This is a genomic window from Nocardioides sp. (genome assembly GCF_030019515.1).
Classification (GTDB): domain Bacteria; phylum Actinomycetota; class Actinomycetes; order Propionibacteriales; family Nocardioidaceae; genus Nocardioides.
This window is the reverse complement of the sequence record NZ_JASEEQ010000006.1, coordinates 22,919-49,245: the sequence shown is the minus strand read 5'-3', so window position 1 is coordinate 49,245 and position 26,327 is coordinate 22,919. Positions and strand designations below refer to the sequence as shown.

Below are 26,327 nucleotides of genomic sequence, written 5' to 3'. Positions count from 1 at the left end.
AGCGCTCTGAGGGCCGTATCCCACGCGCACGCCCCGGCAGCGGGGGACAACCACCGAGAAAACAGGCCCCTGCGCGGCTCGTGAGGGCCTCCGGGAGCGCCGAGCAGGGGTGGTGATGGGTCCCCATACGTCTGCGACCGGCTCAGATCGGCACATCCGGGCTGGCCGCACCACGGGGTCGCGTCGCGGGCTCAGCCGTAGGTGTCCCGCGGCCCGCGGCCGTCCCGCACCGATCGGGGGCCCTTCTTCCACGTCGGCCCGTGCGGGCCGAGCACCTCGATCAGCGTCACGGTGCCGTGACCGAGCTCCTCGTTGAGGCGGCGTACGACGGTCGGGGCGAGCAGCCGCAGCTGGGTGGCCCAGGCGGTCGAGTCGGTGCGCACGACGAGCCGGCCCTCCGCGAAGGACTCGGGGGTGCAGTGCTGGGCGACCTCGGCGCCGACCAGCTCGGCCCAGCGGCCGAACACCCCGTGCACGCGCAGGTCCAGCTCCCAGCCGTGGTCGTCGACCAGCCGGCTCAGCGTGGCGTCGAGCAGTTGCGGGTCACGGTCGTCGGGATGGGCGCCCGAGACCCGGCCCCGGCGGGGGGTGTCCTTCTTGCGCAGCTTGCGGCGCGCCGCCGGCGTCGACCTGGCGGTCGCCCGGGTCAGCGCCTTCGCGAGGTCGAGCCCGTCGTCGTGGTGCTCCTCCGGGTCCGGCGACCCGCTCTGCTCCAGTGGCTCCTGCGGCGCCTCCGGCGGTGGCTCGAGCGGCTCGTCACTGCTCACGGACGACCTCGCCGTTCCCGACCGCGAAGCGGGCACCGGCCAGGCCGGCCGGCACGTCGGCGGCGACGGCCGCCGTCACCAGCACCTGCTCGGCACCGGCCACCAGGTCGGCGAGCTGGGCGCGGCGCTCGGTGTCGAGCTCGGCGAACACGTCGTCGAGGATCAGGATCGGGTCGTCGCCGTCCGCCCGGAGCAGGTCGTACGCCGCGAGCCGCAGCGCCAGCGCGAACGACCACGACTCGCCGTGCGAGGCGTAGCCCTTCACCGGGAGCCGGCTGTCGGGGCTGCCGTGACCGAGCGTCAGGACCAGCTCGTCGCGGTGCGGGCCCACGAGCGAGACGCCGCGGTCCAGCTCGTCGCCACGGCGCCGCTCGACCTCGGCCAGCAGCGCCTCGACCAGCTCGTCGCGACGGCTGCGTCCCTCGAGGTCGAAGGACGGCTTGTAGTCGATCTCGGCGTCGTCGCGGCTCGCCCCGCGCGCCACGGTCTCGTAGGCCTTCCCGACGTAGGGCCGCAGCGCCTCCACCAGGGCGAGCCGCTCGGCGAGCAGCTCCGCGCCGGTGCGGGCCAGGTGCGCGTCCCACACCCCGAGGGTGGAGAGCGCCCCCTCCTGGCTCGAGCTCCCGCGCCGGGCGGAGCCGGCGGTCTTGAGCAGGGTGTTGCGCTGCCGCAGGACCCGGTCGTAGTCGGCACGCACCCCAGCGAGGCGCGGAGCGCGGAGCACCAGCAGGTCGTCGAGGAAGCGGCGCCGGTCGGCAGGGTCGCCCTTGACCAGGGTCAGGTCCTCCGGGGAGAAGACGACGGTGCGCACCAGCCCGACCAGGTCGCGAGCCCGGGGGAGCGGCGAGCGGTTGACCCGCGCCCGGTTGGACCGGCCCGGGTTGAGCTCGACCTCGAGCACCGCCGTGCGCCCGTCGCGCACGACCGCGGCGCGTACGACGGCCTGGTCGGCGCCGGCCCGCACCAGCGGAGCGTCGCTGGCGACCCGGTGCGAGCTGAGGCGCGAGAGGTAGTCGATCGCCTCGACCAGGTTGGTCTTGCCCTGGCCGTTGCGCCCGATGAACGCCGTGACCCCCGGGGACAGCTCGACCTCGGCCGTCGCGTAGGAGCGGAAGTCGTGGAGCGAGAGGTGCGCGACGTACATCCGGCTAGCTCTCGGTGAGAGGCCGTGCCGTGATGCGAGGGCGCCCACGCGAGCCGTTCGCCAGGGCGTCCGCGGGGCTCCTGCCGGCTGCGCTCGCTCGCTGCGCTCGCGCGCAGCTCAGCGGGTCAGGCACCCACGTCTCCACCGGCTGGCGGCTCCGCGTGGACGGCGTGGCCGCCGAACTGGTTGCGCATCGCCGCGACGGCCTTCATCGCCGGGCTGTCGTCCTGACGGGAGGTGAAGCGGGCGAAGAGGGACGCGGCGATCACGGGCATCGGGACCGCGTGGTCGATGGCGGCCTGCACCGTCCACCGGCCCTCGCCGGAGTCGTCGGCGTAGCCGGCGATCTTGTCGAGGTGGTCGTCGTCCTCGAGCGCGGTGACCAGCAGGTCGAGCAGCCAGGACCGGATCACGGTGCCGGAGCGCCAGGAGTCGAAGACCTCGGTGACGTTGTCGACCAGGTCGACCTTCTCCAGGAGCTCCCAGCCCTCGGCGTAGCTCTGCATCATGGCGTACTCGATGCCGTTGTGGACCATCTTCGCGAAGTGGCCGGCGCCCACCTTCTTGCCGGCATGGACGAACCCGCCCTCGTCCGGCTTGAGGGCGTCGAGGGCGGGCTGCACCTTCGCGACGTCCTCGTCGGAGCCGCCGCACATCAGGGCGTAGCCGTTCTCGAGGCCCCACACGCCACCGGACACGCCGCAGTCGACGAACCCCACGCCGCGCTGGGCGAGCAGGTCGGCGTTCTCCTGGTCGTCGGTCCACTTGCTGTTGCCGCCGTCGACGACGAGGTCGCCCTCGTCGAGGAGGTCGCCCAGCTGGCGGATCGTCTCGCGGGTCGGGTCGCCGGCGGGGACCATCACCCAGACCACCTTGGGGGTGGGCAGCTCCGCGACCATCGCCTCCAGGCTCTCGACGTCGGCGAGGTCCGGGTTGCGGTCGAAGCCGACCACCGTGTGGCCGGCGTCCCGCAGCCGGGTGCGCATGTTGCCGCCCATCTTGCCGAGGCCGACGAGTCCGATGTGCATCGCAGTTCCTCTCTGCCGTGGCGCGCTCGGCCCCAGCCTAGGACCCCGTACCCGAACGGCTAGGAGAGCAGGCGGCGGGGCATCAGCAGGTAGCGGAAGGACGAGTCGGCGTCGTCACCGTCGACCGCCCCGCTGATCACCACCGGCTTGGAGGCCTGCGTGAAGGCGAGCTCGACGACCGGCTGGTCGATCGCGGTCAGCCCGTCGAGCAGGAACTGCGGGTTGAAGCCGGTCGTGATGTCCTCGCCATCGATGGTCGCCTCGATCGACTCCGAGGCCTGGGCCTCATCGCCGGAACCCGCGTCGAGGGTCAGCACCCCGTCGCTGAAGGCGAGCTGCACCGCGGTGTTGCGCTCGGCGACCAGGGCCACGCGCTTCACCGACTCGACCAGGGCGGCCTTGTCGACCAGCGCCGTGGTCTGGTGCTCGTTGGGGAACAGGCTGCGGACCTTGGGGAACTCGCCGTCGAGCAGCCGGGTCGTGGTCCGACGCAGGCCGCCGGGCCCGTGGCCCTCGAAGCCGATGATCCCCTCGCCCGACCCGGTGGTCGCCAGCGCGATGGTGACCTCGCCGCCACCGGTCAGGGACTTCGCGGTGTCGCCGAGCACCCGTGCGGGGACCAGGGCGGCGGCGGACTCGTCCGGGGTCCGCGGGCTCCACTCGAGCTCGCGGTGGGAGAGCCGGAACCGGTCGGTGGCGAGCAGCGAGATCGTGGACCCGTCGATCTCGATCCGAACGCCGGTGAGCACGGGCAGCATGTCGTCGCGGCCGGCCGCGGTCACGGCCTGGGCGACCGCGTGGGCGAAGGCCTCGCTCTGCACGGTGCCGGTGGCCGCGGGCATGTTCGGCAGCGTGGGGTAGTCGTCGACCGGCATCGTCTGGAGGCTGAAGCGCGCCGAGCCGCAGGTCAGCGAGACCCGGGCGCCGTCGAGCACCATCTCGACCGGCTTCGCGGGCAGGCTGCGGCAGATGTCGGCGAGCAGCCGGCCGCTGACCAGTGCCTGGCCCTCGTCGCTCACGTCGGCCGCGAGGGTGGCGCGCGCCGAGGTCTCGTAGTCGAAGGTGGAGAGCACCAGGCCGTCGTCGCTCGCCTCGATGAGCAGCCCGGCGAGGACGGGGACGCTGGGACGGACCGGGAGGCTGCGGGCAGCCCAGGCGACGGCATCGGCGAGCACGTCGCGCTCGACGCGGAACTTCACGATGGTTCCTTCGGGTCGGCTCGGTGGAGCGGGTGTGGAGCAGGAGCGGGAAAACAGCACGTTCTGGGCTCCGCATCCTGCCATGTGGCGCCGACGCGTGGGAGTTGTCCCCAGGAAGGGGCCCGGATAGACGTTCACCGGGGATCGATCTGTCTGGAGGTAGGTGGCAGTCATAGCGTCGGTGGAATCTGTGGAGAACCGGTGTTTGCCCTGCTCAGTGCCGCGATTCGGGTTGCACAGGGGCTGTGGAGGGACAAATGAACGAATCGCTGGTGGTGTGGAGCACCGGGCGGTGCCGTGAGCGGAGGCGTCGCTCGTCCACAGCGGGTGCGCAGGATCGGGACGGTGGCCCACACTCGATCCACAGGGCGGCGGCGATCGCTCGGGCGCCGGCGGCTCAGCCCTGACGGGCCTGGAGCTTGACCCGGTTGGTGAGCTCGCTGACCTGGTTGAAGACGGCCCGCCGCTCGGCGAGGAGCTGGTTGATCTTGCGGTCGGCGTACATCACCGTCGTGTGGTCGCGGTTGCCGAACTGGGCGCCGATCTTGGGCAGGGAGAGGTCGGTGAGCTCGCGGCACAGGTACATCGCGATCTGCCGGGCCATCACCAGGTGCCGGCCGCGGCTCGGGCCGGTCAGCTCGTCGATGGACAGGCCGAAGTACGCCGCGGTCTGGGCGATGATCAGCGCCGCGGTGATCTCCGGCTCGCCGCCCTCGGGGATCAGGTCCTTGAGCACGATCTCGGCCAGGGTCATGTCGACCTCCTGGCGGTTGAGGTTCGCGAACGCGGTGACCCGGATCAGGGCGCCCTCGAGCTCGCGGATGTTCGTCTGGATCTTCGAGGCGATGAACTCCAGGACGTCCGGGGGGGCGGTGAGCCGGTCCATCGCGGCCTTCTTGCGCAGGATCGCGATCCGGGTCTCGAGGTCCGGCGGCTGCACGTCGGTGATCAGGCCCCACTCGAACCGGTTGCGCAGCCGGTCCTCGAGCGCCTCCAGGCGCTTGGGTGCGCGGTCGGAGGTCAGCACGATCTGCTTGTTGGCGTTGTGGAGGGTGTTGAACGTGTGGAAGAACTCCTCCTGGGTCTGGGTCTTGCCCTCCAGGAACTGGATGTCGTCGATCAGCAGCACGTCGACGTCGCGGTAGCGGCGCTTGAACCGGTCCTGTCGGTCGTCGCGGATCGCGTTGATGAACTCGTTGGTGAACTCCTCGCTGGACACGTAGCGCACCTTGGCGCCGGTGTAGAGGGAGCGGACGTAGTGGCCGATCGCGTGCAGCAGGTGGGTCTTGCCGAGCCCGGAGTCGCCGTAGACCAGCAGTGGGTTGTAGGCCTTGCCGGGCGCCTCGGCGACGGCGACGGCGGCCGCGTGCGGGAACCGGTTCGACGAGCCGATGACGAACGTCTCGAAGGTGTACTTGGGGTTGAGCCGGGTCTCCATGGAGGTCGGTCGGGAGCCGAGCTCCGGCTGGGGCGGCGCGGGCGGCGCCGCGGCGGCCGGCCCACGCTCGATCCGGGTGATTGTCGACATGTCGTCTTGTCGGTTCGGCGACTCGATGCTGCTCGGTGAGGCCGGCTGGTCGGCCGACAGCGGATGACTCGTGCCGGTGAGGTCGGCCTCCGGGTCGGCGACCTCACCGGGCGCCACCGGGACCTCCTCGAGATGGGGGTTGACCGTGACCGCGATCCGGATCTCGCGCCCGAAGCGGATCGTGAGCGCGTCCTCGAGCTGGGCGCGCAGCCGGCCCTCGAGCTGGTTGCGGGTGAAGTCGTTGGGCACCGCGACGATCGCGGTGCTCTCGTGCAGCGTCACCGGCTCGCTGGCGCGCAGCCAGGCCCGCTGGTTCGGCTGGAGGTCGTTCACCACGCCGCGCCACGCGACGCCGAGGTCCGAGGTGCTCTGGTCCACCACTCCTGCTCTCTGAGTCGTCCTGCCCGTCGCCGGGACCCCCATCGTGGGGGACGTCTCGCCGGTCCCGCAGGAGAACCGGTGACCCCCGGGGCGCCCCTCTTGCGTCCACAACTTTGTCCACAGGCTGTGAACCCGACTCGGTCCTTGTGGAGAGAGCCGGTCCGAGACCATCCCACAGGCCACACCGATCGATGTTTGTGCAGGTCAGGGGCGTGATCCCACCGATGTGGCGGGCGTCACAGGACCTGCCGGTCCGGTGTGCTGCGAGGATGACGGGGAACCTCGGGTCCGATGAACGTAACAACCCGCGGCGGGGCGCGGCAAGCCGTCATCCACAGGTGGTTCCGCGGTGGCCCGGCACGGGTTTGACCCTGTGGATCGCCAGCGCGTACCGTTGCTCGGTCACCCGGTGTCGACGGGTGCCGCATGTCCACGAAGAGCAGTCCCGCTCGCGGGCCGGTTCGTGGGCGGGCGGTGCCAGCCGAAAGGCGCCCACAGGTCCCGATACTCGACCCGACGGCACCGCACTGCCGCTCCGGCCCGGCGTGACCGCCCTGACCCACATGGAGAGAAGCTCGTGAGCAAGCGTACGTACCAGCCGAACAATCGCCGTCGCCACAAGGTGCACGGCTTCCGCCTGCGCATGCGTACCCGTGCCGGCCGCGCGATCCTGTCTTCGCGGCGCCGCAAGGGACGCAAGAGCCTCGCCGTCTGACGGCCGACCCCGACCGCTCGTTGCCCCGGCCACGTGCTGCCCGCGGCGCACCGACTCCGTGACGGCGCCACGTTCCGCGAGGCGATCCGTCGGGGTCGACGCGCCGGGCGGCGCACGCTGGTGGTGCATCTCGTGGTCGGTGAGCCCGCTGCGTCGCAGCCGGTGCGCATCGGCCTGGTCGTGAGCAGAGCGGTGGGGAACTCCGTCACCCGCAACCAGGTGAAGCGCCGGCTCCGACACCTCGCCCGGGAGCACGTCTCGTCGCTCCCGGGCTCCGCTGTGCTCGTGATCCGGGCGCTCCCGCCGGCCGCGGGCGCCAGCTCGGCGGAACTCGCGAGCGACCTGGAGCGTTGCCTCCAGCGGGTCCGCACGGAGGTGACCAGATGAGGTACGACCCGGTGCGCTACCTGCTGATCGGCCTGCTGCGCGCCTACCGACTGCTGATCAGCCCGCTGTACGGCCAGGTGTGCCGCTACCACCCGTCCTGCTCGGCGTACGCCCTGGACGCCGTGCGTACCCACGGCAGCCTGAAGGGGCCCTGGCTCGCTGCGCGCCGCCTGGTGCGGTGCCACCCCTGGGCCGCCGGTGGCTACGACCCGGTCCCGCCTCGCACCTCCCGCCACAGCGCGGGCTCATCTCCCTCACCCCAGCAAGGAGCCTGATCCGTGGGATTCCTCGGCGACCTCGGCGCTTTCATCATGACGCCGCTCTATTACGTCATCTCGGCGGTGCTGGTCGCCTGGCACTGGGCGCTCGACGAGATCGGGCTCAACGGCGACAGCGGCCTGGTCTGGGTGCTGTCGATCATCGGCCTGACCCTGACCGTCCGGGCCGCGCTGATCCCGCTGTTCGTCAAGCAGATCAAGTCCAGCCGGAACATGCAGCTGATCCAGCCGAAGGTCAAGGAGCTGCAGAAGAAGTACGGTCACGACCGGGAGCGCCTCGCCCAGGAGACGATGAAGCTCTACAAGGAGAGCGGGACCAACCCGTTCGCCTCGTGCCTCCCCCTGATCATCCAGATGCCGATCTTCCTGGCGCTGTTCCGCCTGCTGGACAAGCACGCGGCGCGCGGTGACGGGAAGGCGTTCATCACCAAGGACCTGGCCGAGAGCTTCCAGAGCGCCGACCTGTTCAGCGTCCCGCTGAAGGCCACGTTCCTGCGCAACGACGGGTCGACCGCGGTGATGATCGTCGCGGCGATCCTGGTGCTGGCGATGACGGCCACGACCTTCACCACGCAGCGCCAGCTGATGAGCAAGAACATGCCGCCGGACGCGCTCAGCGGCCCGTACGCCCAGCAGCAGAAGCTGCTGCTCTACGTGCTGCCCGTCGTCTTCGCCGTCGGCGGCATCGCCTTCCCGGTCGCCGTGCTGTTCTACTGGACCACCTCGAACCTGTGGACCATGGGGCAGCAGTTCTACGTGATCCGCAACAACCCGGCTCCGGGCACTGCGGCAGCGAAGGCGAAGGCCGATCGGGACCGCGCCAAGGCGGCGCGGCACGGCCACGGTGTGGTGGAGACCGTCGACCCGGTGACGGAGGCGGAGGCCGAGGTGCGGCCGGCGGCCCGCCAGCAGCCCAAGAAGCAGTCCCGCGAGCAGCGCCGCAAGGCGGCGGGCGCGCCGGCACCGAAGGCCCCGCAGCCGAAGCTGAAGGCCCAGCAGCCGAAGCCGAAGGCTCAGCAGAAGCCCCGACAGCCCAAGCCCAAGTCCAGCCCCGAGGGGGAGCAGCAGTGAGTGAGGACGCAGTGAGCGACGAGACGCAGACCGGCATCGACGAGACCGGCATCGACGACGCGGACGAGACCGACGTCGACGAGACCGACGTCGACGAGACCGACGCGGACGAGACCGACGCGGACGAGACCGACGCGGACGAGACCGACGCGGACGAGACCGACGCGGACGAGTCGGCTGCGGCGGGCGGCTCGCGGGTGGACCGCCTGGAGCAGGAGGGCGACATCGCGGCCGACTACCTCGAGGAGCTGCTCGACATCGCCGACCTGGACGGCGACCTGGACATGGACGTCGAGGGAGATCGCGCGGCGGTGTCGATCGTCGGTGCCGACCTCGCCCAGCTGGTGGGAGCCCGCGGCGAGGTCCTCGACGCCCTGCAGGAGCTGACCCGCCTCGCGGTCTATCGCGAGACCGGCGAACGGTCCCGGCTGATGCTGGACATCTCCGGCTACCGCGCGGAGAAGCGCGCCGAGCTGGTCCGGCTGGCCGAGGAGACGGTGGCCCGGGTGCGCGAGAGTGGGGAGAGCACGGCGCTCGATCCGATGTCGCCGTTCGAGCGCAAGGTCGTGCACGACGCCGTCGCCGCGGCCGGCCTGACCTCCGAGTCCGAGGGCGTCGAGCCGCGTCGGCGCGTGGTGGTCCTCCCGGTCTGATGGGCACCCGATGACCGACGATGTTTCACGTGAAACACCCTCCGCGCCCACCGTGGCCCGGGGGGTGTTCGCGTTTGAGCGGCTACCCCTCGCGGAGCGGTACGCCGAGCTGCTGGCGACCGAGGGTGTCCTTCGGGGACTGATCGGGCCCCGGGAGGCGCCCCGCCTCTGGGAGCGGCACCTCCTCAACTGCGCGCTGCTGGCCGACCTCGTGCCGCCGGGCGCGAGCGTCGCCGACCTGGGCTCGGGGGCCGGCCTTCCGGGTCTCGTGCTCGCGATCGCGCGCCCCGACCTGCGGGTCACCTTGGTGGAGCCGCTGCTGCGCCGAACCACGTTCCTCGAGGAGGTCGTGGCCGACCTCGGACTGGACGGGGTCGAGGTGGTGCGCGGCCGGGCCGAGGCGCTGCACGGGGACCGCCGGTTCGCGGTCGTCACCTCCCGGGCGTTGGCGCCTTTGGGCCGGCTGCTCGGCTGGTCGATGCCCCTGGTGGAGCCGGCCGGCGTGCTGCTGGCGATGAAGGGCTCCTCGGTCGCTGCCGAGATCGATGCGGCCCGGGAGGAGTTGACGGCGTGGGGGTGCGCGGATCCGGAGGTGCTCACGCTCGGCGCGGACCTGGGTCTGTCCCCCACCGTGGCGGTCCGGGTGGCCTGGTCGGATCCGGGGCGAGTATCTTGGCCGACTGCGGCACCGCGGAAGCGCGGGGGGCACCAGCAGCGCGCGGGTCGCGGCCGCGGCACATCGAACCGGAGGCGTGGGGCGTGAGCGAGTTTTCCACCGGTGCGGAGCGACCGGCTGAGCGTGAATATCCACAGGATGACGCCAGTCATCCACAGGGCGCGGCCGACGCTCCCCGGGGCGATGTTTCACGTGAAACCGAGCCGGACCGCCCGCTCGCCGGGTATCCGGTGCGGACCGCGGCCGACCTCGCCGTCGCCGCTCCGGACTTCGACCACGACCATGCGACCCCCCTCGCCCGGGCCGCCGAGCACGTGGTGCTGGCCCGCCAGGGAGCCCGGCTGCGCCCGGCGATGGCCCGGCCGGACGCGACCCGGGTCTTCGTCGTCGCCAACCAGAAGGGCGGGGTCGGGAAGACCACGTCCACCGTCAACGTCGCCGCCGCCCTGGCCCAGTTGGGCCAGCGGGTGCTGGTGATCGACCTGGACCCCCAGGGCAACGCCTCGACCGCGCTGGGCGTCGAGCACCGGCGCGGCGTGGCCTCGACGTACGACGCCCTGGTCGACGGCGTGCCGCTGGCGGAGGTGTCCACCGACAGCCCCGAGGTCGAGAACCTCACCGTGGTCCCCGCGACCATCGACCTCGCCGGCGCGGAGATCGAGCTGGTCTCCGTGGTGGCCCGCGAGGGCCGGCTGCGCAAGGCCATCGTCGGCCACCCGCAGGTCGGCACCGCCGCCGAGCTCGGCGAGGACCGTCTGGACTACGTCTTCATCGACTGCCCGCCCTCACTGGGGCTGTTGACGCTCAACGCGCTGGTCGCCGGTAACGAGATGATGATCCCGATCCAGGCCGAGTACTACGCCCTCGAGGGTCTGGGCCAACTGCTGGAGACCGTGGAGATGGTCAAGGCCCACCTGAACCCGGCCCTGGACGTCTCGACGATCCTGGTCACGATGTACGACGCCCGGACCCGCCTGGCGGCCGGCGTCGCCGACGAGGTGCGCGACCACTTCGGCGACCAGGTCCTCAAGACCACGATCCCGCGCTCGGTCCGCGTCTCCGAGGCGCCGTCGTACGGGCAGACCGTGATGACCTACGATCCGGGGTCGCCTGGGGCACTGTCCTACCTCGAGGCGGCGCGCGAGATCGCGATCAAGGGAGTGGCCTCATGAGCACGCACCGTCCGGCGCAGCGGCGCGGCCTGGGCCGCGGGCTCGGCTCGCTGATCCCGACGGCGCCGCCGTCCGACGGCGAGGAGGGCGCGGACCAGCAGCGGACGGCTCCCGGCTCCGGGGTGGAGCTGGCGCCGGTGCTGGGCGCGCACTTCGCGGAGGTGCCAGTCGGACAGATCCGACCGAACCGGGTCCAGCCGCGCCAGGTCTTCGACGAGGAGGCGATGGCCGAGCTGGTCCACTCGATCCGCGAGATCGGCGTGCTGCAGCCCGTGGTGGTGCGCCGGCACGGCCCCGAGGACTACGAGCTGGTCATGGGGGAGCGGCGCTGGCGGGCCTGCCAGGAGGCCGGGTTCGACACGGTGCCCGCGATCGTCCGCGAGACCGACGACGACGACATGCTCCGCGACGCGCTGTTGGAGAACCTGCACCGCGCCCAGCTGAACCCGCTGGAGGAGGCCGCGGCGTACTCCCAGATGCTCGAGGACTTCGGCTGCACCCACGAGGAGCTGGCCGGCCGGATCGGCCGCTCGCGGCCCCAGATCAGCAACACGCTGCGGCTGCTCAAGCTCAGCCCGGCGGTGCAGCGCCGGGTCGCCGCCGGCGTCCTGTCCGCCGGCCACGCGCGCTCGCTGCTCGCGATCGAGGACGCGGACCTCCAGGACCGGCTGGCCCAGCGGGTGGTCGCCGAGGGGATCAGCGTCCGCGGCCTGGAGGAGATCGTGGCCCTGCGCGAGGTCGGCTCTCCGGCCCCGCGGGCGGCCCGGGCCAAGCCGGTCGCCCCGGGGCTGGCCGACCTGGCCGAGCGGCTCTCGGATCGCCTGGAGACCCGGGTGAAGGTCGACCTGGGCCGGACGAAGGGCAAGATCACCGTCGAGTTCGCCTCGCTGGACGACCTGCGCCGGATCGTCGACATCATGGACCCGCGCAACCGCACGGACCGGCCGATCTAGCCGACAGATCGATGAAGCGATAAGTCGCTATGTCGACTTATCTCCCTCGGTTCGAGCCGCGCGCCGGGCGGCCCGACGCCGCTTCTCCTCCTCGTCCAGGCGCGCGGCCTGCTCGAGGGTCGGGGCGCTGCCGCCGTAGGACGCCGGCAGCCACCACGAGCCCGGCGGCTGCTCGTCGGCGGGGTAGGACCGGATCGAGTCGTCGAGCAGCCCGGTCATCCGCGCCTTGAGCTCGGCGGTCTCCGCGACCGGGTCCGCGCCGGTGGGGTGCAGCGGCTCGCCGACCCGGATCGCGATCGTCTTGCCGCGGGAGAGGTCCCGGGGGTGGTCCTTCGTGAGCATCCGCTGGGTGCCCCACAGCACCACCGGAAGGAGCGGGACGCCCGCCGCCGCGGCAATCCGGACGGCACCTGTCTTGAACTCTTTGAGCTCCATCGCCCGCGAGATCGTGGCCTCCGGGAAGATCCCGACCGCCTCGCCGTCTCGCAGGTACTCCACCGCCGTGTGGAACGAGGCCAGGCCCTCGCCCCGGTCGACCTGGATGTGGTGCATCGAGCGCATCACCGGACCGCCCACCCGGTGGTCGAAGATCTCGCGCTTGGCCATGAACCGCACCAGCCGCCCGGCAGGGTTCGCGGCGAGACCGCCGTACACGAAGTCGACGTACCCGATGTGGTTGCAGGCCAGCAGGACGCCGCCGGTGCGCGGGACGTGCTCGGTGCCGGTCAGCACGATCCGCTGGCCGAGCAGCCGGAAGCCGAGCTTGGCCGCCAGGATGATCGGCGGGTAGGTGAGGTCGCGCATGTCAGGCCCGACCGTCGCGCGCCGCGGCGGCCCGCACCATCGCGGCGCAGACCTTCCCCAGGTCCAGGCCGGCGGCCTGGATCGCGAGCGGCACGGTGGAGGTCTCGGTGAAGCCGGGGGCGACGTTGACCTCCAGGAACCACACCCGCCCCTGGTCGTCGATGATCAGGTCGGAGCGGGACACGTCGCGCAGGCCGAGCACCTCGTGGGCGAGCAGCGCCACCCGCGCGACCTCCGCGGCGACCTCCTCCGACAGCGGCGCCGGGGTGACGAACTCGGTGGCTCCCGCGGTGTAGCGCGCGGTGTAGTCGTAGACGCCGCCGTCCGGCTGGATCGCCACGGCGGGCAGGGCCTGGGCGCCCGAGCCGTCGTCGACGACCGGCACCGCGACCTCCATGCCCGAGACGAAGCGCTCCAGCAGCGCGACGTCGCCGTACGCGAACGCGCTCACCATCGCCGCCGGGAGCTGCTCGGCGGTGCGTACGACGGTGCAGCCCAGGGCCGAGCCGCTCCGGGTGGGCTTGACCATCAGCGGCAGTCCCAGCCGGTCGACCAGCGCCGCCATCACCGTGGCGGCGCCGAGCTCGCGGAACGTCTCGTGCGGCAGGCACACCGACTCGGGCGTGAGCACGCCGGCGCGGGCGACCACGGCCTTGGCGACCGGCTTGTCGAACGCGACCCGGCAGGCGGCCGGCGGGGCACCGACGTAGGGGACGCCCAGCAGCTCCAGGATCTCGCGGATCGCCCCGTCCTCACCGGTCTCGCCGTGGAGCATCGGGACGACGCAGTCGGGCCGCTCGTCGCGCAGCGTGGCCAGCAGGCCCGCGTCGACGTCGCGCTCGGCGACGTCCAGCCCGGTCGCACGCAGCGCCTCCGCGACCCGGCGTCCCGAGCGCAGGGAGACGTCGCGCTCGTGGGAGAGCCCGCCGGCCAGGACCAGGACGTGCCCGGTGGTCGTGCTTGTCGGCGCCACGTGTACTCCGCTCACGAGAGGGTCAGGTCAGGTCAGAGCTGGGGGCGTCGTAGCCGCTGCGGCCCTCGAGCTCGCGCGCCGGGGCGCGGGCCCCGAAGGTCTCGCGCAGCTCCATCTCGGCCTCGAGCACGCCCGCCAGCCGGCGTACGCCCTCGCGGATCCGCTCGGGCGTGGGGTAGCAGAACGACAGCCGCATCGAGCCGGAGCCGAACCCGTCGGCGAAGAACGCCGTGCCGGGGACGTAGGCGACCCGGGCGGTGACGGCGCGGGGCAGCATCGCCTTCGCGTCGATGCCCGGCGGCAGGGTCAGCCAGACGTAGAAGCCGCCGTCCGGGACGTTCCAGCGGCAGGCCGCCGGCATCAGGTCGTCGAGGGCCTGGACCATCGCGTCGCGCCGCTCGCGGTACATCTCCCGGAACTGCTTGATCTGGCCCTGCCAGTCGTGGCCGGAGAGGTACGCCGAGACGGCCATCTGCGAGAACTGCGGCGGGCACAGCGTCGCGGACTCCTGGGCCAGCACCAGCTTCTCGCGCACCGCGTGCGGGGCCAGCGCCCAGCCGACCCGGAAGCCGGGAGCGAAGGTCTTGGAGAACGACCCGAGGTAGATCACGCCCTCGGCCTCGTCGGCGCGCAGCGCGCGCATCGGCTCGCCGCTGAACCCGAGCAGGCCGTAGGGGTTGTCCTCGAGCACCAGGATGTCCTCGGCGCGGCAGATCTCCAGCACCTCCTGCCGCCGGGCTGCGGACAGGGTCACGCCGGCGGGGTTGTGGAAGTTCGGGATCGTGTAGAGGAACTTGATCGTCTTCCCGGCCGCCTTCGTGACCGCGATCGCCTGGCGCAGTGCCTCGGGGACGAGCCCGTCGGCATCCATCTCGGCGTGCACGACCTCGCACTGGTAGGCCTTGAACACGCCCAGGGCACCGACGTACGACGGCGCCTCGCAGATCACGACGTCCCCGGGGTCGCAGAAGATCCGGGTGACCAGGTCGACCGCCTGCTGCGAGCCGACGGTGACGACCACGTCGTCGGGGTGCGCGTCGATGCCCTCGAGCCGCATCACGTCGCAGATCTGCTCGCGCAGCTCAGGCACGCCCTGGCCCGAGCCGTACTGCATCGCGACCGGGCCGAGGTTGGCGACCAGCTCGGAGATCACGCCGCCGACCACATCGAGCGGCAGCCCGGAGATGTTCGGCATCCCGCCGGCGAGCGAGACCACCTCGGGCCGCGACGCGACCGAGAACAGCGCCCGGATCTCCGAGGCCGTCATCCCGGCCGTGCGCGCGGCGTACCGATCGACGTAGGAGTCGAGACGGGTGGTCGCGCGGACGGGCTGGCTCTCCATGACCCGTCTAGCATGAACGATGCGGCCGCACGCCGCAGCACCGGGCTCGCTGCGTGGGAGGTGTTTCGTGTCTCGCAAGATCGTCCGGCTCACCCTGGACCACCTGGACACCTTCGACACGCCCTGCAGGTCCTGCCTGTTCTGGGAGCTGGACCCGGTCCGCCGCGAGCGCGTCGACGAGCCGAGCGCCGCCAAGGACGCCTGGGTCTCCGAGGTGCTGCGCGAGTGGGGCTCCTGCGGCCGGGTGGCCCTGGTCGACGACGTCCCCGTCGGCTACCTGATGTACGCGCCCGCGGCGTTCCTCCCGGGCGCCGCCGGGTTCCCGACCGCACCGGTCTCGCCGGACGCGGTGCTGCTCACGATGGCGTACGTCGCGCCCGCGCTGCGCGGCGGCGGGCTCGGCCGGATGCTGGTCCAGGGGATGGCCCGCGACCTGGTCCAGCGCGGCGGCGTCGGCGCGGTCGAGGCGTTCGGTGACACCGCCGGCCGCAGCGGCCGGTGCCTGCTGCCGGTGGACTTCCTGGGCAGCGTGGGCTTCAAGACCCACCGGGCCCACGTCACCACGCCGCGGATGCGGATGGACCTGCGGATGGCGCTGAGCTGGAAGGACGAGGTCGAGGCCGCTCTCGAGCGGCTGGTCGGCGTGATGCGCCCGGCCCCGAAGCCGGCGCGTCCGCCGGCGCCCAAGGCCGCGTCTCGCGCGTCGACTTCGTCGCCGCGCGGGGCCGCGGGATCGCCCTGAGGCTGATCCCTCCGACGGTGTGGTTGCGGTAGGCACGCCGGTTGGGGGCGCCGCCGCGAGCGGTAGGCCCGGCCGTACAGACGCTGCGGCCCGTCAGCGATGCTGACGGGCCGCAGAAGGACTGAGCGGATCAGGCGATGAAGTCCGAGAGCTCGTTGAGGATCGCGGCCTTGGGGCGCGCGCCGACGATGGTCTTCACGACCTCGCCGCCCTGGTAGACGTTGATCGTCGGGATGCCGGTGACCCGGTAGGACGACGGCGTGACCGGGTTCTCGTCGACGTTCATCTTCAGGAACGTGATCTTGTCCCCGTGGCTGGTGGCGATCTCGTCGAGGATCGGGGCGACCTGGCGGCACGGGCCGCACCACTCGGCCCAGAAGTCCACGAGGACCGGCTTGTCGGACTTGAGCACCTGCGCCTCGAACTCGGCGTCGGTGACGGCAGCGATGTTGCCCACAGGGGTTTCCCTTCTTGTTGAACTCGGAGGTCTACAGGTATCGAACACCACACCGGGGACCGATGTTCCCCGCCGCACCGGCGTTCGGGGGGCGCGCTCAGGCGCCGGCCATCTCCGCGTCCGCCCGGGCCTGGGCGGCACGCGGGTCCGCGGCGGCGTGGTCCAGCTCCGCGAGGTAGCGCTCGGCGTCGAGTGCGGCGGCGCAGCCGGTGCCGGCCGCGGTGACCGCCTGACGGTAGTGGTGGTCGACGAGGTCGCCGGCCGCGAACACGCCGGGGAGGTTGGTGCCGGTCGAGGGGTGGCTCGCGATGACGTAGCCGTTCGCGTCGAGCTCGACCTGGCCGCCGAGCAGCTCCGAGCGCGGGTCGTGGCCGATCGCGATGAACAGGCCGGTGGCGGCCAGGTTGCGGGTCTCGCCCGTCACGGTGTCGCGCAGGGTCACCGACTCCAGGCGGTCCTCGCCGTTGATCTCCTCCACCACGGAGTTCCACTCGATCTCGAGCTTCGGGTCGGCGAAGGCCCGGTCCTGCATGATCTTGGAGGCGCGCAGCTCGTCGCGGCGCACGATCAGGGAGACCTTCGAGCCGAAGCGGGTCAGGAACGTCGCCTCCTCGATGGCCGAGTCGCCGCCGCCGACGACCGCGATGTGCTGGTCGCGGAAGAAGAAGCCGTCGCAGGTCGCGCACCACGAGACGCCCCGGCCGGAGAGCGCCTCCTCGCGGGGCAGGCCGAGCTTGCGGTAGCCCGAGCCCATCGCCAGGATCACCGCGCGCGCCGTGTAGGTGTCGGTGGCCGTCCTGACGATCTTCAGCTCACCGGTGAGGTCGACCTCGACCACGTCGTCGGCGACCAGCTCGGCGCCGAACCGCTCGGCCTGGGTGCGCATCTCGTCCATCAGCGCCGGGCCCATGATGCCGTCGCGGAAGCCGGGGAAGTTCTCGACCTCGGTGGTGTTCATCAGCGCCCCACCGGCGGTGACCGAGCCCTCGAAGACCAGCGGCGCCAGGTTGGCCCGGGCGGTGTAGAGCGCGGCCGTGTAGCCGGACGGGCCGGAACCGATGACGATCACGTTGCGGACATCGGACATGGAGGATGACTCTCCCTCGGACTGGGTTGGCGCAGTGGACCTGCGCTCGTACAACCGATCGTAGGTGAGGAATCTTCCCGGGCCGCGAGCCGCCCGGTCCGGAGCCGCCCGGCCGGGGAGCGGGCGCGCACCGCTCAGCGGGCGGGCAGCGTGATGGACCGGGTGGGCTGGTCGCTGCCGCACAGGTACAGGTCGACCACCTGGGTCTCCCCGTGGGCGCGCCGGTACACCAGGGCGCCCAGGTCGCCGTCGTACCGCACCGCGACACGACGCCCGGCCCCCCAGCCCTCGGTCGAGCAGGAGGCGCGGATCGCGTCGAGCTCGTTGCGTTCCGGCTTCGCATCCGACTGGCTGGTCGTCGTGCCGTAGAGCGCCGCGCTTCGCTCCGCGGCCTGGAGGCGACGCACCTGCGGGCCGAACCGCTCGGAGGTGAGCCGCACCGGTGCCTGGTCGCGGAGGAACGAGTCCGCGCCGTCGGCCGCGGGCTGGTCGGCCTCGCCGGCGGGGGCGCTCTGCGCACCGGCCCCCGCACCTGAGCCCGCACCGGAGTCCTCGGCCCCGCCCGAGACGGTGAGGTCGGCCTCGTTCAGGCCGACCCCGACGGCGACGACCGCGGCGGCGGCGACCAGCAGGTTGCGGACGGTACGGCGCCGCCGCGCGCCGGCCAGGTCCGCGGGCGCGGGCGCGGCGGGGAGGCGGGCGGGGCGCTCGGCGTCCACGGGGTCGCGCCGGAGGTCGGCCAGCACCCCGTCGAGCCGCGCGACGACGTCGTCGGGCATCGGCTCGGTGTGCCGGGCGTCGGCGAGCAGCCGGCGCACCCGCTCCTCCTGCGGGGTGAGCTCGGGATCGTCCGGCACGGGGTCTTCACCTCCTCGGGATGCTGGTGCGGCTGCTGCGTGGGTGCTGGTGTGGCTGTCGGGTCGGAAGGGAGCGATGGGGCGTGGCCGGGGCGCGGGAGAGCGCGGCCGGTCGGTCAGGTCGGGTCCGGTGGGCCCCGGGGTGCGTCGCTGGATTCGACGGACCGCAGCGCGGGCGGGTTCCCCGGCTCGGCGTGTCCCGGGTCACCGGAGGGCTCGGCCAGGAGCGGGGCCAGCACGTCGGCGAGCCGCGCCCGGCCCCGGGAGCAGCGGGACTTGACGGTGCCGACGGCGCAGTCCAGCAGCTGCGCCGCCTCGGCGACGGGGTAGCCCTCCATGTCGACCAGGACCAGCGCCGCGCGCTGCTCCACGGGCAGCGACGCGAGCGCGGCGAGCACCAGGCGCCGCCGCTCGTCGTGCACGGCGAGGTCCGCCGGGTCCTCCGCGGCGGGGGTGGCCGAGGCCGCGGAGCCGCGGTCGCGGTACTCCTCCAGGTCGTCGGGCAGCGCCTCGACCCGGCGTACCTTCGCGGCCCGCAGCCGGTCCAGGCAGGCGTTGACCACGACCCGGTGCAGCCAGGTGGTGACCGCGGCGTCGCCGCGGAACGTCCCCGCCCGCCGGTACGCCGCGACCAGGCCGTCCTGGAGCCCGTCGGCAGCGTCCTCGCGGTTGCCCATGGTGCGCACGGCCACCGCCCACAGCCGGTCGCGGTGCCGGGCGAACAGCACGCCGAACGCGTCCGGGTCGCCGTCGACGTGGGCGCGCAACAGCTCCTGGTCGCTGGCCTGGTCGCTGGCCCGGTCGCCGGCCTGGTCGCCGGCCCCGTCGCCTGCGCCGGAGCCGGCGTGGTGCACGCTCATCGGCCGGTCATCCGCGCACCGCGACCTCGGCGACCTCGCCGCGGAAGCCGTCGGCGATGGCGGGCAGCGAGGTGAGCCAGACGGTGAGGAAGCGTCCCGTGGAGCCGGCATCGAGGGCGACCCGGGCGCGCGTCCCGTCGGCCGTGCCGGTGGCGACCGGGGTCAGCCCGGCGACGGCGTCCGGCGCCTGGTCGCTCAGGTAGAGCGAGTAGCCCGTGGGCGCGCCCACGAAGGTCAGGTCCACGGAGCTGACGTCGTGCTCCGCACCGAGGTCGAGGACCAGGCCGGCGCCGGTCTTCAGGCCCCCGGGCCCGAAGTTCTGCAGGTAGGTCATCGTGCGCCAGGCCGTGCCCGGGTCGCCGTCGACGGCCAGCCCGGTGAGCTCGGGGTTCTCCTCGGGCGGGTCGCCCTGCGGGTCGAGGTCGGTGGCGGTGATGCCGGTGATCGGCGCCGCCGCGCCGCTGGTCGCGGCGCTGCTCGGGGTCGTGTCGCGGCCGTCGTCGGGCACGTCGCCGAGGGGCGTGCGGCCGCGGCCGAGGTTGAACGCGACCACGATCGCCACCAGCAGGAGCAGGCAGCCACCGATCACGGCAGCCAGCCGCAGCCAGCTGCGGCCCGGCACGCCCTCGTCCTCCGGCGGGTCGGCGACGATCGGGCCGGTGCCGGACGGGGCGTCGTCGTCCCAGGGCCAGAACGACGCGCGGGCGCCGTGGTGCGCCGGGTGTCGCGTGCGCCGGGCCGGGCCCTCGGCGGGTTCCGGCGCGAACAGCGGCCGCTCGGGCGGCTCCTCGAACGGCGGGGGCGGGGGCGCCGGGTCGGCGCGGGCGGCGATCCAGGAGACGTCGTCGTTCTCGTCGTCGAAGATCGGCAGCCCGGCCTGGGTGGGCAGCTCGGTCGAGCGGGGGGCGGGCTCGGGCGTCGGCTCCGGGTCGGGCTCGGGCTCACGGACCGGCGGGTCGGCGAGCGCGGGCAGCGAGATCGTCTCGGTGTCTCGGTGGCCTGCGGCGGCCTCGGCCGCGGCCAGCCCGGTCGGATCGCCGACGAACTCCGCGAGGAAGTCGCTGATGCCGGCCGCGGTGGCCAGGTCGTGGGTCTCGCGCAGCCGGGCGCCCCAGCCGCCGCCGTACGGGTTGATGACCTCGTCGCACAGCGCGTCGAGCGGCCGCGGGATCCCGGCGCGCACCTGCCGGGGCCGCAGCACCCGGCCCTGCACGACCGGGGCGCGCGGGACGCCGGAGCGCTCCGTGCCGGGCCACTTGCCGGTCAGTGCGCTGTAGAGCACGCCACCGAGGTCGACGACGTCGGCGGAGGCCCGGCCGGGTGGCAGTCCGTGCAGGGCGGCGTCGACGGCGAACCCGATGATGCGTACGGCGCCGCCGTGGTCGACCAGCACGTTCTCGGGCACCAGCCGGCCGTGGGCCACGCCCGCGTCGTGGCCGGCGGCGATCGACGCGGCGACCTCGGAGACCAGCCAGGCCGCCCGCCGCGCGCCGAGCGGGCCCTCGTTGGCCAGCATGATGTCGAGGGAGTCGCCCGAGCCCCACTCGTTGACGACGTAGACCAGGCCGTCGGTGTGGTCGGCGTCGAGCACCCGGAGCAGCCGCCGGTCGTGCACCATCGCGGACCGGCGCGCCGCCTCGAGCAGCGCCGCGGCACGTTCGTCGTCGGCCGCGATGGTGTGCAGCGCGACGTGCCGCTCGAGCACCTTGTCGTGGGCTCGCCAGAACCGGCCGCCGCTGCTCTCGGCGAGCAGGTCGACCAGTCGGTAGCGATCGGCGAGCACGTCGCCGGGCCGGATCGAGCTCGGCACTCAGCTCACTTTCCTCGGGTTGGGCGGGTTCGGCGGGTTCGGCGTGCGGATCGGAGGGCCCAGGGCCATCGTAGGGCGCCCGCAGCCTCAGCCGGGGACCCGTCCCGGGCGCAGTCGGCGCACGATCGTGTCGACGACCGTCGTCACCTCCGCGAGCCGCAGCACCCGCGCCAGCGCCACGAACACCACCACGTCGACGCTCGTCACCAGCAGCACCCACACCGCGGCGATGCTCCAGTGCGGGTCGTCGGCGACCCGGTGCAGGAGGTACGCCGTGCCGGCGGCGGCGCCGGTCGAGAGCCCGGCGGCGATCGCCGTGCGGACCAGGAAGCGCACCAGCCGGGCGGTCTGCAGCCCGCCGACGAGCCGGCGCAGCACGGCGTACGAGAGCACCCCGCCGACCAGGTAGGACGCCGTGTAGGCGAGCACCAGCGCGGGCGAGGTGTGCTCGGCGTCGGTCGCCCGGACCAGCGCGAGGGCGGCCACGATGTTGGTGCCGCCGACCGCGCACTGGATCCAGAACACGGTGCGGGTGCGCTCGAGGGCGTAGAAGCCGCGCAGCATCAGGTAGTGGACGGTGAAGAAGGCCAGGCCGGCGCCGAAGAGTCCGAGCGAGGGTGCGTAGAGCTCGTAGGACGCGGCCGCGGCGCCGTGTCCCCAGACGACGTTGGAGAGGTCGAGCGCGATGATCGGCAGCAGCAGCGCGAACGGCACCACCACGGCGAGCGCGCTGCGCAGCGTGTCGGTCAGCGAGCGCGACAGGCCAGGCAGGTCGTCCTCGGCGGCGCGCGCCGAGAGCCGCGGCAGGATCGCGGTCGCCAGCGACACGGTCACCACCGAGTGCGGCACCATCATGATCAGGAAGGTCGAGGAGTAGATCGAGTAGCCGGTGCCGTCCGCGGAGCTCGCCGTACCGCTGGAGGCGAGGCGCACGACGACGGTGTAAGCGACCTGGTTGACGATGACGAACAGCACGGTCCAGACGCCGAGGCGCAGCGTGTGGCCCAGGCCGGTGCCGCGGAAGTCGAAGCGCGGCCGGTAGCGGAACCCGGCACTGCGCAGGTACGGGACCAGGATCAGGAACTGGGCCGCGATGCCGAGCGTCGAGCCGACGCCGAGCACCAGCTCCTGGTCGGCGGTGTAGGCGCCGAGGACGTCCTTCGCGGGGCCGAAGGCCAGCAGGTAGACCACGAGCACGGCCACCGAGATCACGTTGTTGGCGATCGGGGCCCACATCATCGGCCCGAACCGGTCCCGGGCGTTGAGCACCTGCCCGACCAGCACGAACATGCCGTAGAAGAAGACCTGCGGCAGGCAGTAGCGGGCGAAGTCGATCGCCGAGTCGCGCTGCGCGGCCAGCGCCGGCTCGCTGAAGCGGGAGTCGAGCAGGAGGTCCATCACCCACGGGGCCGCCAGCACCAGCAGCACCGACACGACCGCGAGGAACAGCGCGGCCAGCGTGATCACCCGGCTGGTGTAGGCGTCCCCGCCGTCCGGGTCGTTGCGCATCGCGCGGACCAGCTGGGGGACCAGGACGGCGTTGAAGATGCCGCCCGCCAGCAGGATGTAGAGCATGTTGGGGATCGTGTTCGCGATGTTGAACACGTCGGCGTGCAGCTGCGCGCCCAGCGCGGCGGCCAGCAGCGTCGAGCGGACGAAGCCGCTCAGCCGCGAGACGACGGTGCCGGCGGCCATCACCGCGCTGTTGGCGAGCACCCGGTCGCGCTCGTCCTCCGGCGCGGTCATGACCGGGCCGCCGCTCGGACCCGGCGGACCAGCCGCACCGCGATCGCGCCGAAGAGCAGCGCGACGCCGGTGCCGATGATCAGCCAGATCACGTTGCTGACCCGGTTCGACCGGATCGGCAGGTCGTCGGAGGAGCCCAGCGGCACGTTGTCGACGTCGGTGAGCAGCAGGGTCACGTTGCGGATGCCGACCGCCGAGGACGACGCGTTGAGCAGCACCGTCGTCCGGCTGTTGGCACCGATGTCGATCGTCTCGGTGGGCACCGCCACCTCGAGAGGCGGATCGGCGACCGCGCGCACCCGGACGCTGACCGCCTGGTCCAGGGAGTTGGTGATGGTGGCGGCGAAGCGGCCGCTGCCGCTGGAGAGGATCACCGCCTTCGGTGCGTCGACGCGTACGCCGCGCAGCCGGCTCTCGATCCAGGCCCGGGACTGGTCCGCCGAGGCCCGGGCGGTCTCGGGCCGCAGCCGGCCGAAGTAGGAGGTGTCCGTGAAGGCCTCGTCGCGGACCGTGTCGCCGACCTGGTCGTTGTGGGTCAGCAGGTTCTGCAGGGTGTCGCCCGCCTGGATCAGGTCACCGGCGGCGGTGAACACGTCGGCGTCGAGCTCGAGCCGGCTCTGGCCCTCGGGGTAGCGCAGCCGGTCGAGCGGCACGTCGGTGCCGGCGCCCTGGGTGATCGTGGTGAGGCTCGTGAGGTCGAGCCAGTCCAGGTCGAGCCCCTCGAAGAAGCCGTCGGCCGCCGGCGCCGACCAGGTCGACGGCAGGGTGACCACCAGCGGCTCGCGGCCGCGGGTCAGCAGCCGGACCGCTGCCTCGCTCACGATCCGCTGGCGCAGGGCGAGCGGCGTCATCCGGTCGGTCGGGCCGGGTCCGCCCGAGGCCGCCCCCGAGGACGACACGGCCAGGGTGCGGCCCTCGGTGCGCACCACCGACGGCGCCCGGGCACCGAGCATCCGGTCGGTGACGAGCACGGTGGCGGCCGGCTCGGCCAGCCGGATGCCGGCGGCGTCGATGAAGCCGCTGGGCGAGGACACGACGGCGGAGGTCGGCAATCCCCAGGGTGCGAGCTCGCCGCTGGAGCGCTTGCGCGCCGCCCGGTACGTGGCCGGGTCGTACTCCGCGGCGGCGGCCACGTCGACGTCGCCGTACGGCAGGGTGAGGATCTCGTGGCCCTCGAGCCCGTCGTGGAGGGACTCCAGCCAGCTGGAGCCGGCGTCGACCGCTTGCTGCATCTCGGGGGACAGCTCGGGCGGCTCCTCACCGCCCGAGCCGCCTCCGTCGTCCGGCGCGGTGCCGTCGGTGGGTGATGCGCTGGCGTCCGGCGACGCCGAGCCGCTCTCCCCGCCCTCCTCGTCCTCGACGACCGTGGGGTCGAGCGAGCGCGGCGGGTTGCCGGCGACGAGCTGACGGACCGCGTCGGGCACGGCCGGGTCCAGCAGCCAGGTGATCGGGCGCGTCCCGGCCGCGACGCCGAGATCGACCAGGGACCGCAGCGAGCCCCCGGGGCCCAGGGTGTGCAGCCACGACTCGACGCCGCTCACGGTGCCGTCCGGGGCGTGCGTGACCTGGCGCCGGATCGGGACGACCAACGCCGTCTGGACGGTCTTCCGCGTGCGCGGCGCCAGCGGCAGGAAGGTGCGGGCGCGGCCGTCCGCGGCCTCGTCGCGACCGTCGGGTCCCTGACCCAGGGCGTGCACGCCGAACCAGTAGACCCCGGGCTCCGTCGAGGGCAGGTAGCGCCGCGGGATGGTGAGCGCGAACCGCTCGGTCGCGTCGGGTGGGAGCTGGTCGATCGTGTCCTGGGTCGCAGGTGCCGTCTCCTCGATGATCCGCTCGCCCACCGGGGCGTCGTCGGTGGTCTCGACCGCGTCCGCCAGCTCGGCCGACGTCGTCATCGGAGTGCGGGAGACGAAGGCGTAGATGTTGACGGTCGTCCAGGTCTCGTTGTCCCGGTTGGTGATCGTGCCGGTCACCCGGACCGGCCCGTGCCGCGGGATCTCCGAGGGCGTCAGGCTGTCGATGGTCATCGCCAGCGGCGTCGCCGGCTCGGCCCGCTGGGCCGGTGCGGCCGGGGCCGGCGCGGCGGGCACCAGGAGGAACGCCGCGAGCGAGGTCACCGCCGCGAGGGCAGGCAGCAGCGACACCGGGCGAAGCACGGCAGCGACTCTATCCGGGGCGGTCGTGCCGGTCCGGTCCCCGCTCCGGTCCGGCCCACCCCTCCGCAACCACTAGACTCGACCCCCGTGCCCGACGCCGTCCCCCCGCCACTCTCCATGGCCGACGCTCAGCGGGCTGTCACCGCGGAGCTGAACCGGATCGCGCCGGTCATCGACGACCTCGGCGAGCGGTTCGCGCAGGCCGGGCACGAGCTGGCCCTGGTAGGCGGACCGGTGCGCGACGCGATGCTCGGTCGCCAGCACAACGACCTGGACTTCACGACGTCCGCGCGGCCCGAGCAGACCGAGGCGCTGCTCAAGGGCTGGGCGGACGCGATCTGGGACATGGGCCGGGCCTTCGGCACCATCGGCTGCCGCAAGGGCGAGTGGCAGGTCGAGATCACGACGTACCGCTCCGAGGCCTACGACCCGGACTCGCGCAAGCCCACCGTCGACTTCGGCGACAGCCTGGCCGGGGACCTCGGGCGCCGCGACTTCACGGTGAACGCGATGGCGGTCCGGGTGCCCGGGCGCGAGCTCGAGGACCCGTACGGCGGGGTGGTCGACCTCGCCGAGCGGGTGCTGCGCACCCCGGGGCGGCCCGAGGACTCCTTCTCCGACGACCCGCTGCGGATGATGCGCGCCGCGCGATTCGCCGCGCAGCTCGGGTTCGGCGTCGACCCGGCGGTCGTCGCGGCGATGACCGCGATGGCCGCGCGGATCGAGATCATCTCCGCGGAGCGGGTCCGCGACGAGCTGGTCAAGCTGGTGTGCGCGCCGTACCCGCGCGTCGGGCTGCGGCTGCTGGTCGACACCGGCCTGGCCGCCCTGGTGCTCCCGGAGCTGCCGGCGCTCGCGCTGGAGCGCGACGAGCACCACCGCCACAAGGACGTCTACGAGCACACGCTCACGGTCCTGGAGCAGGCGATCGACCTCGAGCCCCGGCTGCCGGGCGGTGGCCCCGACTTCGTGACCCGCTTCGCCGCCCTCATGCACGACGTCGGGAAGCCGCGGACCCGTCGCTTCGTCGACGACGGGACCGTGACGTTCCACCACCACGACGTGGTCGGCGCCAAGATGACCCGCAAGCGGATGAAGGCCCTGCGCTTCTCCAACGACGAGACCGACGCCGTCGCCAAGCTGGTCGAGCTGCACCTGCGCTTCCACGGCTACGGCACCGGCGAGTGGACCGACTCGGCGGTGCGCCGCTACGTCCGCGACGCCGCCGACCAGCTCGAGCGGCTGCACGTCGTGACCCGCGCCGACTGCACCACGCGCAACCAGCGCAAGGCGGACCGGTTGCGACGCACCTACGACGACCTCGAGGAACGGATCGCCCGGCTCTCCGAGCAGGAGGAGCTCGACTCCATCCGCCCCGACCTGGACGGCAACCAGATCATGGAGATCCTGGGGATCGGCCCGGGCCGCGAGGTGGGGGAGGCCTACCGGCACCTCCTCGAGCTGCGGATGGACCGCGGGCCGATGTCCGAGGCGGAAGCCCGGGACGCCCTGCTCGAGTGGGCCGCCGGCCGGGGCTGACC

Annotated in this window: 25 protein-coding genes; 10 read left to right on the top strand and 15 right to left on the bottom strand. The window is 73.0% G+C overall.

What is annotated here, in order from left to right; all coding sequences use genetic code 11:
* Positions 1–191 precede the first annotated feature (191 nt).
* The 5 genes from QMC84_RS10090 to dnaA form a co-directional block, all read right to left on the bottom strand.
* A complete protein-coding gene (locus QMC84_RS10090) occupies positions 192–767 on the bottom strand; it encodes a DciA family protein (RefSeq protein ID WP_300374455.1) in 576 nt (191 codons plus the stop codon).
* Positions 757–1,911 carry a DNA replication/repair protein RecF gene (recF, locus tag QMC84_RS10085; RefSeq protein WP_300374453.1) on the bottom strand — a complete coding sequence of 385 codons (1,155 nt, stop codon included), beginning with the start codon at positions 1,909–1,911 and terminating at the stop codon, positions 757–759. The genes QMC84_RS10090 and recF overlap by 11 nt, the downstream gene beginning before the upstream one ends.
* A gap of 125 nt (positions 1,912–2,036) precedes the next feature.
* Positions 2,037–2,939: a phosphogluconate dehydrogenase (NAD(+)-dependent, decarboxylating) gene (gene gnd, locus QMC84_RS10080; RefSeq protein WP_300374451.1), complete on the bottom strand. Its 903-nt coding sequence runs from the start codon at positions 2,937–2,939 to the stop codon at positions 2,037–2,039.
* 59 nt (positions 2,940–2,998) lie between these two features.
* Positions 2,999–4,138: a DNA polymerase III subunit beta gene (dnaN, locus tag QMC84_RS10075; RefSeq protein WP_300374450.1), complete on the bottom strand. Its 1,140-nt coding sequence runs from the start codon at positions 4,136–4,138 to the stop codon at positions 2,999–3,001.
* A 397-nt stretch (positions 4,139–4,535) separates the two neighbouring features.
* Entirely contained in the window at positions 4,536–6,089 is a 1,554-nt protein-coding gene (gene dnaA, locus QMC84_RS10070; RefSeq protein ID WP_300374448.1) for a chromosomal replication initiator protein DnaA, read from the bottom strand.
* 535 nt (positions 6,090–6,624) lie between these two features.
* Here dnaA and rpmH point away from each other — a divergent pair.
* The 8 genes from rpmH (at position 6,625) to QMC84_RS10030 (ending at position 11,952) form a co-directional block, all read left to right on the top strand.
* Positions 6,625–6,762, top strand: a complete 138-nt coding sequence (gene rpmH / locus QMC84_RS10065) for a 50S ribosomal protein L34 (RefSeq protein WP_011758123.1) — start codon at positions 6,625–6,627, stop codon at positions 6,760–6,762.
* A gap of 33 nt (positions 6,763–6,795) precedes the next feature.
* Positions 6,796–7,149, top strand: coding sequence for a ribonuclease P protein component (gene rnpA, locus QMC84_RS10060; protein ID WP_300374445.1), 354 nt, complete (start codon positions 6,796–6,798; stop codon positions 7,147–7,149).
* Positions 7,146–7,424 (top strand): membrane protein insertion efficiency factor YidD, encoded by a 279-nt coding sequence (gene yidD, locus QMC84_RS10055; RefSeq protein ID WP_300374443.1) that lies wholly within the window; start codon positions 7,146–7,148, stop codon positions 7,422–7,424. Before rnpA ends, yidD begins: the two co-directional genes overlap by 4 nt.
* A 3-nt stretch (positions 7,425–7,427) precedes the next feature.
* Positions 7,428–8,498, top strand: coding sequence for a membrane protein insertase YidC (yidC, locus tag QMC84_RS10050; protein WP_300374441.1), 1,071 nt, complete (start codon positions 7,428–7,430; stop codon positions 8,496–8,498).
* A 50-nt stretch (positions 8,499–8,548) separates the two neighbouring features.
* On the top strand, positions 8,549–9,151 hold the full coding sequence (locus QMC84_RS10045) for a R3H domain-containing nucleic acid-binding protein (RefSeq protein ID WP_300374869.1): 603 nt from the start codon (positions 8,549–8,551) through the stop codon (positions 9,149–9,151).
* A 10-nt stretch (positions 9,152–9,161) separates the two neighbouring features.
* On the top strand, positions 9,162–9,914 hold the full coding sequence (gene rsmG, locus QMC84_RS10040) for a 16S rRNA (guanine(527)-N(7))-methyltransferase RsmG (protein ID WP_300374439.1): 753 nt from the start codon (positions 9,162–9,164) through the stop codon (positions 9,912–9,914).
* Between the two features lie 143 nt (positions 9,915–10,057).
* The gene (locus tag QMC84_RS10035) at positions 10,058–10,999 is read left to right on the top strand and encodes a ParA family protein (RefSeq protein WP_300374437.1); all 942 of its coding nucleotides are present in this window, start codon (positions 10,058–10,060) and stop codon (positions 10,997–10,999) included.
* The gene (locus tag QMC84_RS10030) at positions 10,996–11,952 is read left to right on the top strand and encodes a ParB/RepB/Spo0J family partition protein (RefSeq protein WP_300374435.1); all 957 of its coding nucleotides are present in this window, start codon (positions 10,996–10,998) and stop codon (positions 11,950–11,952) included. The genes QMC84_RS10035 and QMC84_RS10030 overlap by 4 nt, the downstream gene beginning before the upstream one ends.
* 27 nt (positions 11,953–11,979) lie before the next feature.
* Here QMC84_RS10030 and QMC84_RS10025 read toward each other — a convergent pair whose 3' ends face one another.
* Genes QMC84_RS10025 through QMC84_RS10015 form a run of 3 tightly spaced genes read right to left on the bottom strand, consistent with a single transcriptional unit; the run spans position 11,980 to position 15,071 of the window.
* A complete protein-coding gene (locus QMC84_RS10025) occupies positions 11,980–12,756 on the bottom strand; it encodes a lysophospholipid acyltransferase family protein (RefSeq protein ID WP_300374433.1) in 777 nt (258 codons plus the stop codon).
* A 1-nt stretch (position 12,757) separates the two neighbouring features.
* Positions 12,758–13,729 (bottom strand): D-alanine--D-alanine ligase, encoded by a 972-nt coding sequence (locus tag QMC84_RS10020; protein ID WP_300374430.1) that lies wholly within the window; start codon positions 13,727–13,729, stop codon positions 12,758–12,760.
* A 22-nt stretch (positions 13,730–13,751) separates the two neighbouring features.
* Positions 13,752–15,071 (bottom strand): PLP-dependent aminotransferase family protein, encoded by a 1,320-nt coding sequence (locus QMC84_RS10015; RefSeq protein WP_300374428.1) that lies wholly within the window; start codon positions 15,069–15,071, stop codon positions 13,752–13,754.
* A 67-nt stretch (positions 15,072–15,138) separates the two neighbouring features.
* Between QMC84_RS10015 and QMC84_RS10010 the strand changes: the two genes are divergently transcribed.
* A complete protein-coding gene (locus QMC84_RS10010; RefSeq protein WP_300374426.1) occupies positions 15,139–15,813 on the top strand; it encodes a GNAT family N-acetyltransferase in 675 nt (224 codons plus the stop codon).
* A gap of 130 nt (positions 15,814–15,943) precedes the next feature.
* Here the strand turns inward: QMC84_RS10010 and trxA are convergent, their stop codons facing one another.
* The 7 genes from trxA to QMC84_RS09975 form a co-directional block, all read right to left on the bottom strand.
* Complete coding sequence (trxA, locus tag QMC84_RS10005) at positions 15,944–16,270, bottom strand: thioredoxin (protein ID WP_300374424.1); 327 nt, start codon at positions 16,268–16,270, stop codon at positions 15,944–15,946.
* A gap of 97 nt (positions 16,271–16,367) precedes the next feature.
* Positions 16,368–17,357 (bottom strand): thioredoxin-disulfide reductase, encoded by a 990-nt coding sequence (gene trxB / locus QMC84_RS10000; protein ID WP_300374422.1) that lies wholly within the window; start codon positions 17,355–17,357, stop codon positions 16,368–16,370.
* Between the two features lie 134 nt (positions 17,358–17,491).
* Positions 17,492–18,214, bottom strand: coding sequence for a hypothetical protein (locus tag QMC84_RS09995; protein WP_300374420.1), 723 nt, complete (start codon positions 18,212–18,214; stop codon positions 17,492–17,494).
* 116 nt (positions 18,215–18,330) lie between these two features.
* A complete protein-coding gene (sigM, locus tag QMC84_RS09990) occupies positions 18,331–19,074 on the bottom strand; it encodes an RNA polymerase sigma factor SigM (RefSeq protein ID WP_300374418.1) in 744 nt (247 codons plus the stop codon).
* A gap of 7 nt (positions 19,075–19,081) precedes the next feature.
* Complete coding sequence (locus QMC84_RS09985; RefSeq protein WP_300374416.1) at positions 19,082–20,884, bottom strand: protein kinase family protein; 1,803 nt, start codon at positions 20,882–20,884, stop codon at positions 19,082–19,084.
* Between the two features lie 87 nt (positions 20,885–20,971).
* Entirely contained in the window at positions 20,972–22,630 is a 1,659-nt protein-coding gene (gene murJ / locus QMC84_RS09980) for a murein biosynthesis integral membrane protein MurJ (RefSeq protein ID WP_300374414.1), read from the bottom strand.
* Positions 22,627–24,786 (bottom strand): DUF6049 family protein, encoded by a 2,160-nt coding sequence (locus QMC84_RS09975; protein WP_300374412.1) that lies wholly within the window; start codon positions 24,784–24,786, stop codon positions 22,627–22,629. Before QMC84_RS09975 ends, murJ begins: the two co-directional genes overlap by 4 nt.
* Positions 24,787–24,903: 117 nt before the next feature.
* Here QMC84_RS09975 and QMC84_RS09970 point away from each other — a divergent pair, with 117 nt between their 5' ends.
* The gene (locus tag QMC84_RS09970) at positions 24,904–26,325 is read left to right on the top strand and encodes a CCA tRNA nucleotidyltransferase (protein WP_300374868.1); all 1,422 of its coding nucleotides are present in this window, start codon (positions 24,904–24,906) and stop codon (positions 26,323–26,325) included.
* Positions 26,326–26,327: the final 2 nt, after the last annotated feature.

What these genes read in the sequence shown, in the direction of transcription:
- dnaA (WP_300374448.1), bottom strand. Translation starts at nt 6,089, where the DNA reads ATGGGGGTCCCGGCGACGGGCAGGACGACTCAGAGAGCAGGAGTGGTG.
- trxB (WP_300374422.1), bottom strand. Translation starts at nt 17,357, where the DNA reads ATGTCCGATGTCCGCAACGTGATCGTCATCGGTTCCGGCCCGTCCGGC.
- QMC84_RS10015 (WP_300374428.1), bottom strand. Translation starts at nt 15,071, where the DNA reads ATGGAGAGCCAGCCCGTCCGCGCGACCACCCGTCTCGACTCCTACGTC.
- QMC84_RS10030 (WP_300374435.1), top strand. Translation starts at nt 10,996, where the DNA reads ATGAGCACGCACCGTCCGGCGCAGCGGCGCGGCCTGGGCCGCGGGCTC.
- sigM (WP_300374418.1), bottom strand. Translation starts at nt 19,074, where the DNA reads ATGAGCGTGCACCACGCCGGCTCCGGCGCAGGCGACGGGGCCGGCGAC.
- gnd (WP_300374451.1), bottom strand. Translation starts at nt 2,939, where the DNA reads ATGCACATCGGACTCGTCGGCCTCGGCAAGATGGGCGGCAACATGCGC.
- QMC84_RS09970 (WP_300374868.1), top strand. Translation starts at nt 24,904, where the DNA reads ATGGCCGACGCTCAGCGGGCTGTCACCGCGGAGCTGAACCGGATCGCG.
- yidD (WP_300374443.1), top strand. Translation starts at nt 7,146, where the DNA reads ATGAGGTACGACCCGGTGCGCTACCTGCTGATCGGCCTGCTGCGCGCC.
- rsmG (WP_300374439.1), top strand. Translation starts at nt 9,162, where the DNA reads ATGACCGACGATGTTTCACGTGAAACACCCTCCGCGCCCACCGTGGCC.
- murJ (WP_300374414.1), bottom strand. Translation starts at nt 22,630, where the DNA reads ATGACCGCGCCGGAGGACGAGCGCGACCGGGTGCTCGCCAACAGCGCG.
- recF (WP_300374453.1), bottom strand. Translation starts at nt 1,911, where the DNA reads ATGTACGTCGCGCACCTCTCGCTCCACGACTTCCGCTCCTACGCGACG.
- QMC84_RS10025 (WP_300374433.1), bottom strand. Translation starts at nt 12,756, where the DNA reads ATGCGCGACCTCACCTACCCGCCGATCATCCTGGCGGCCAAGCTCGGC.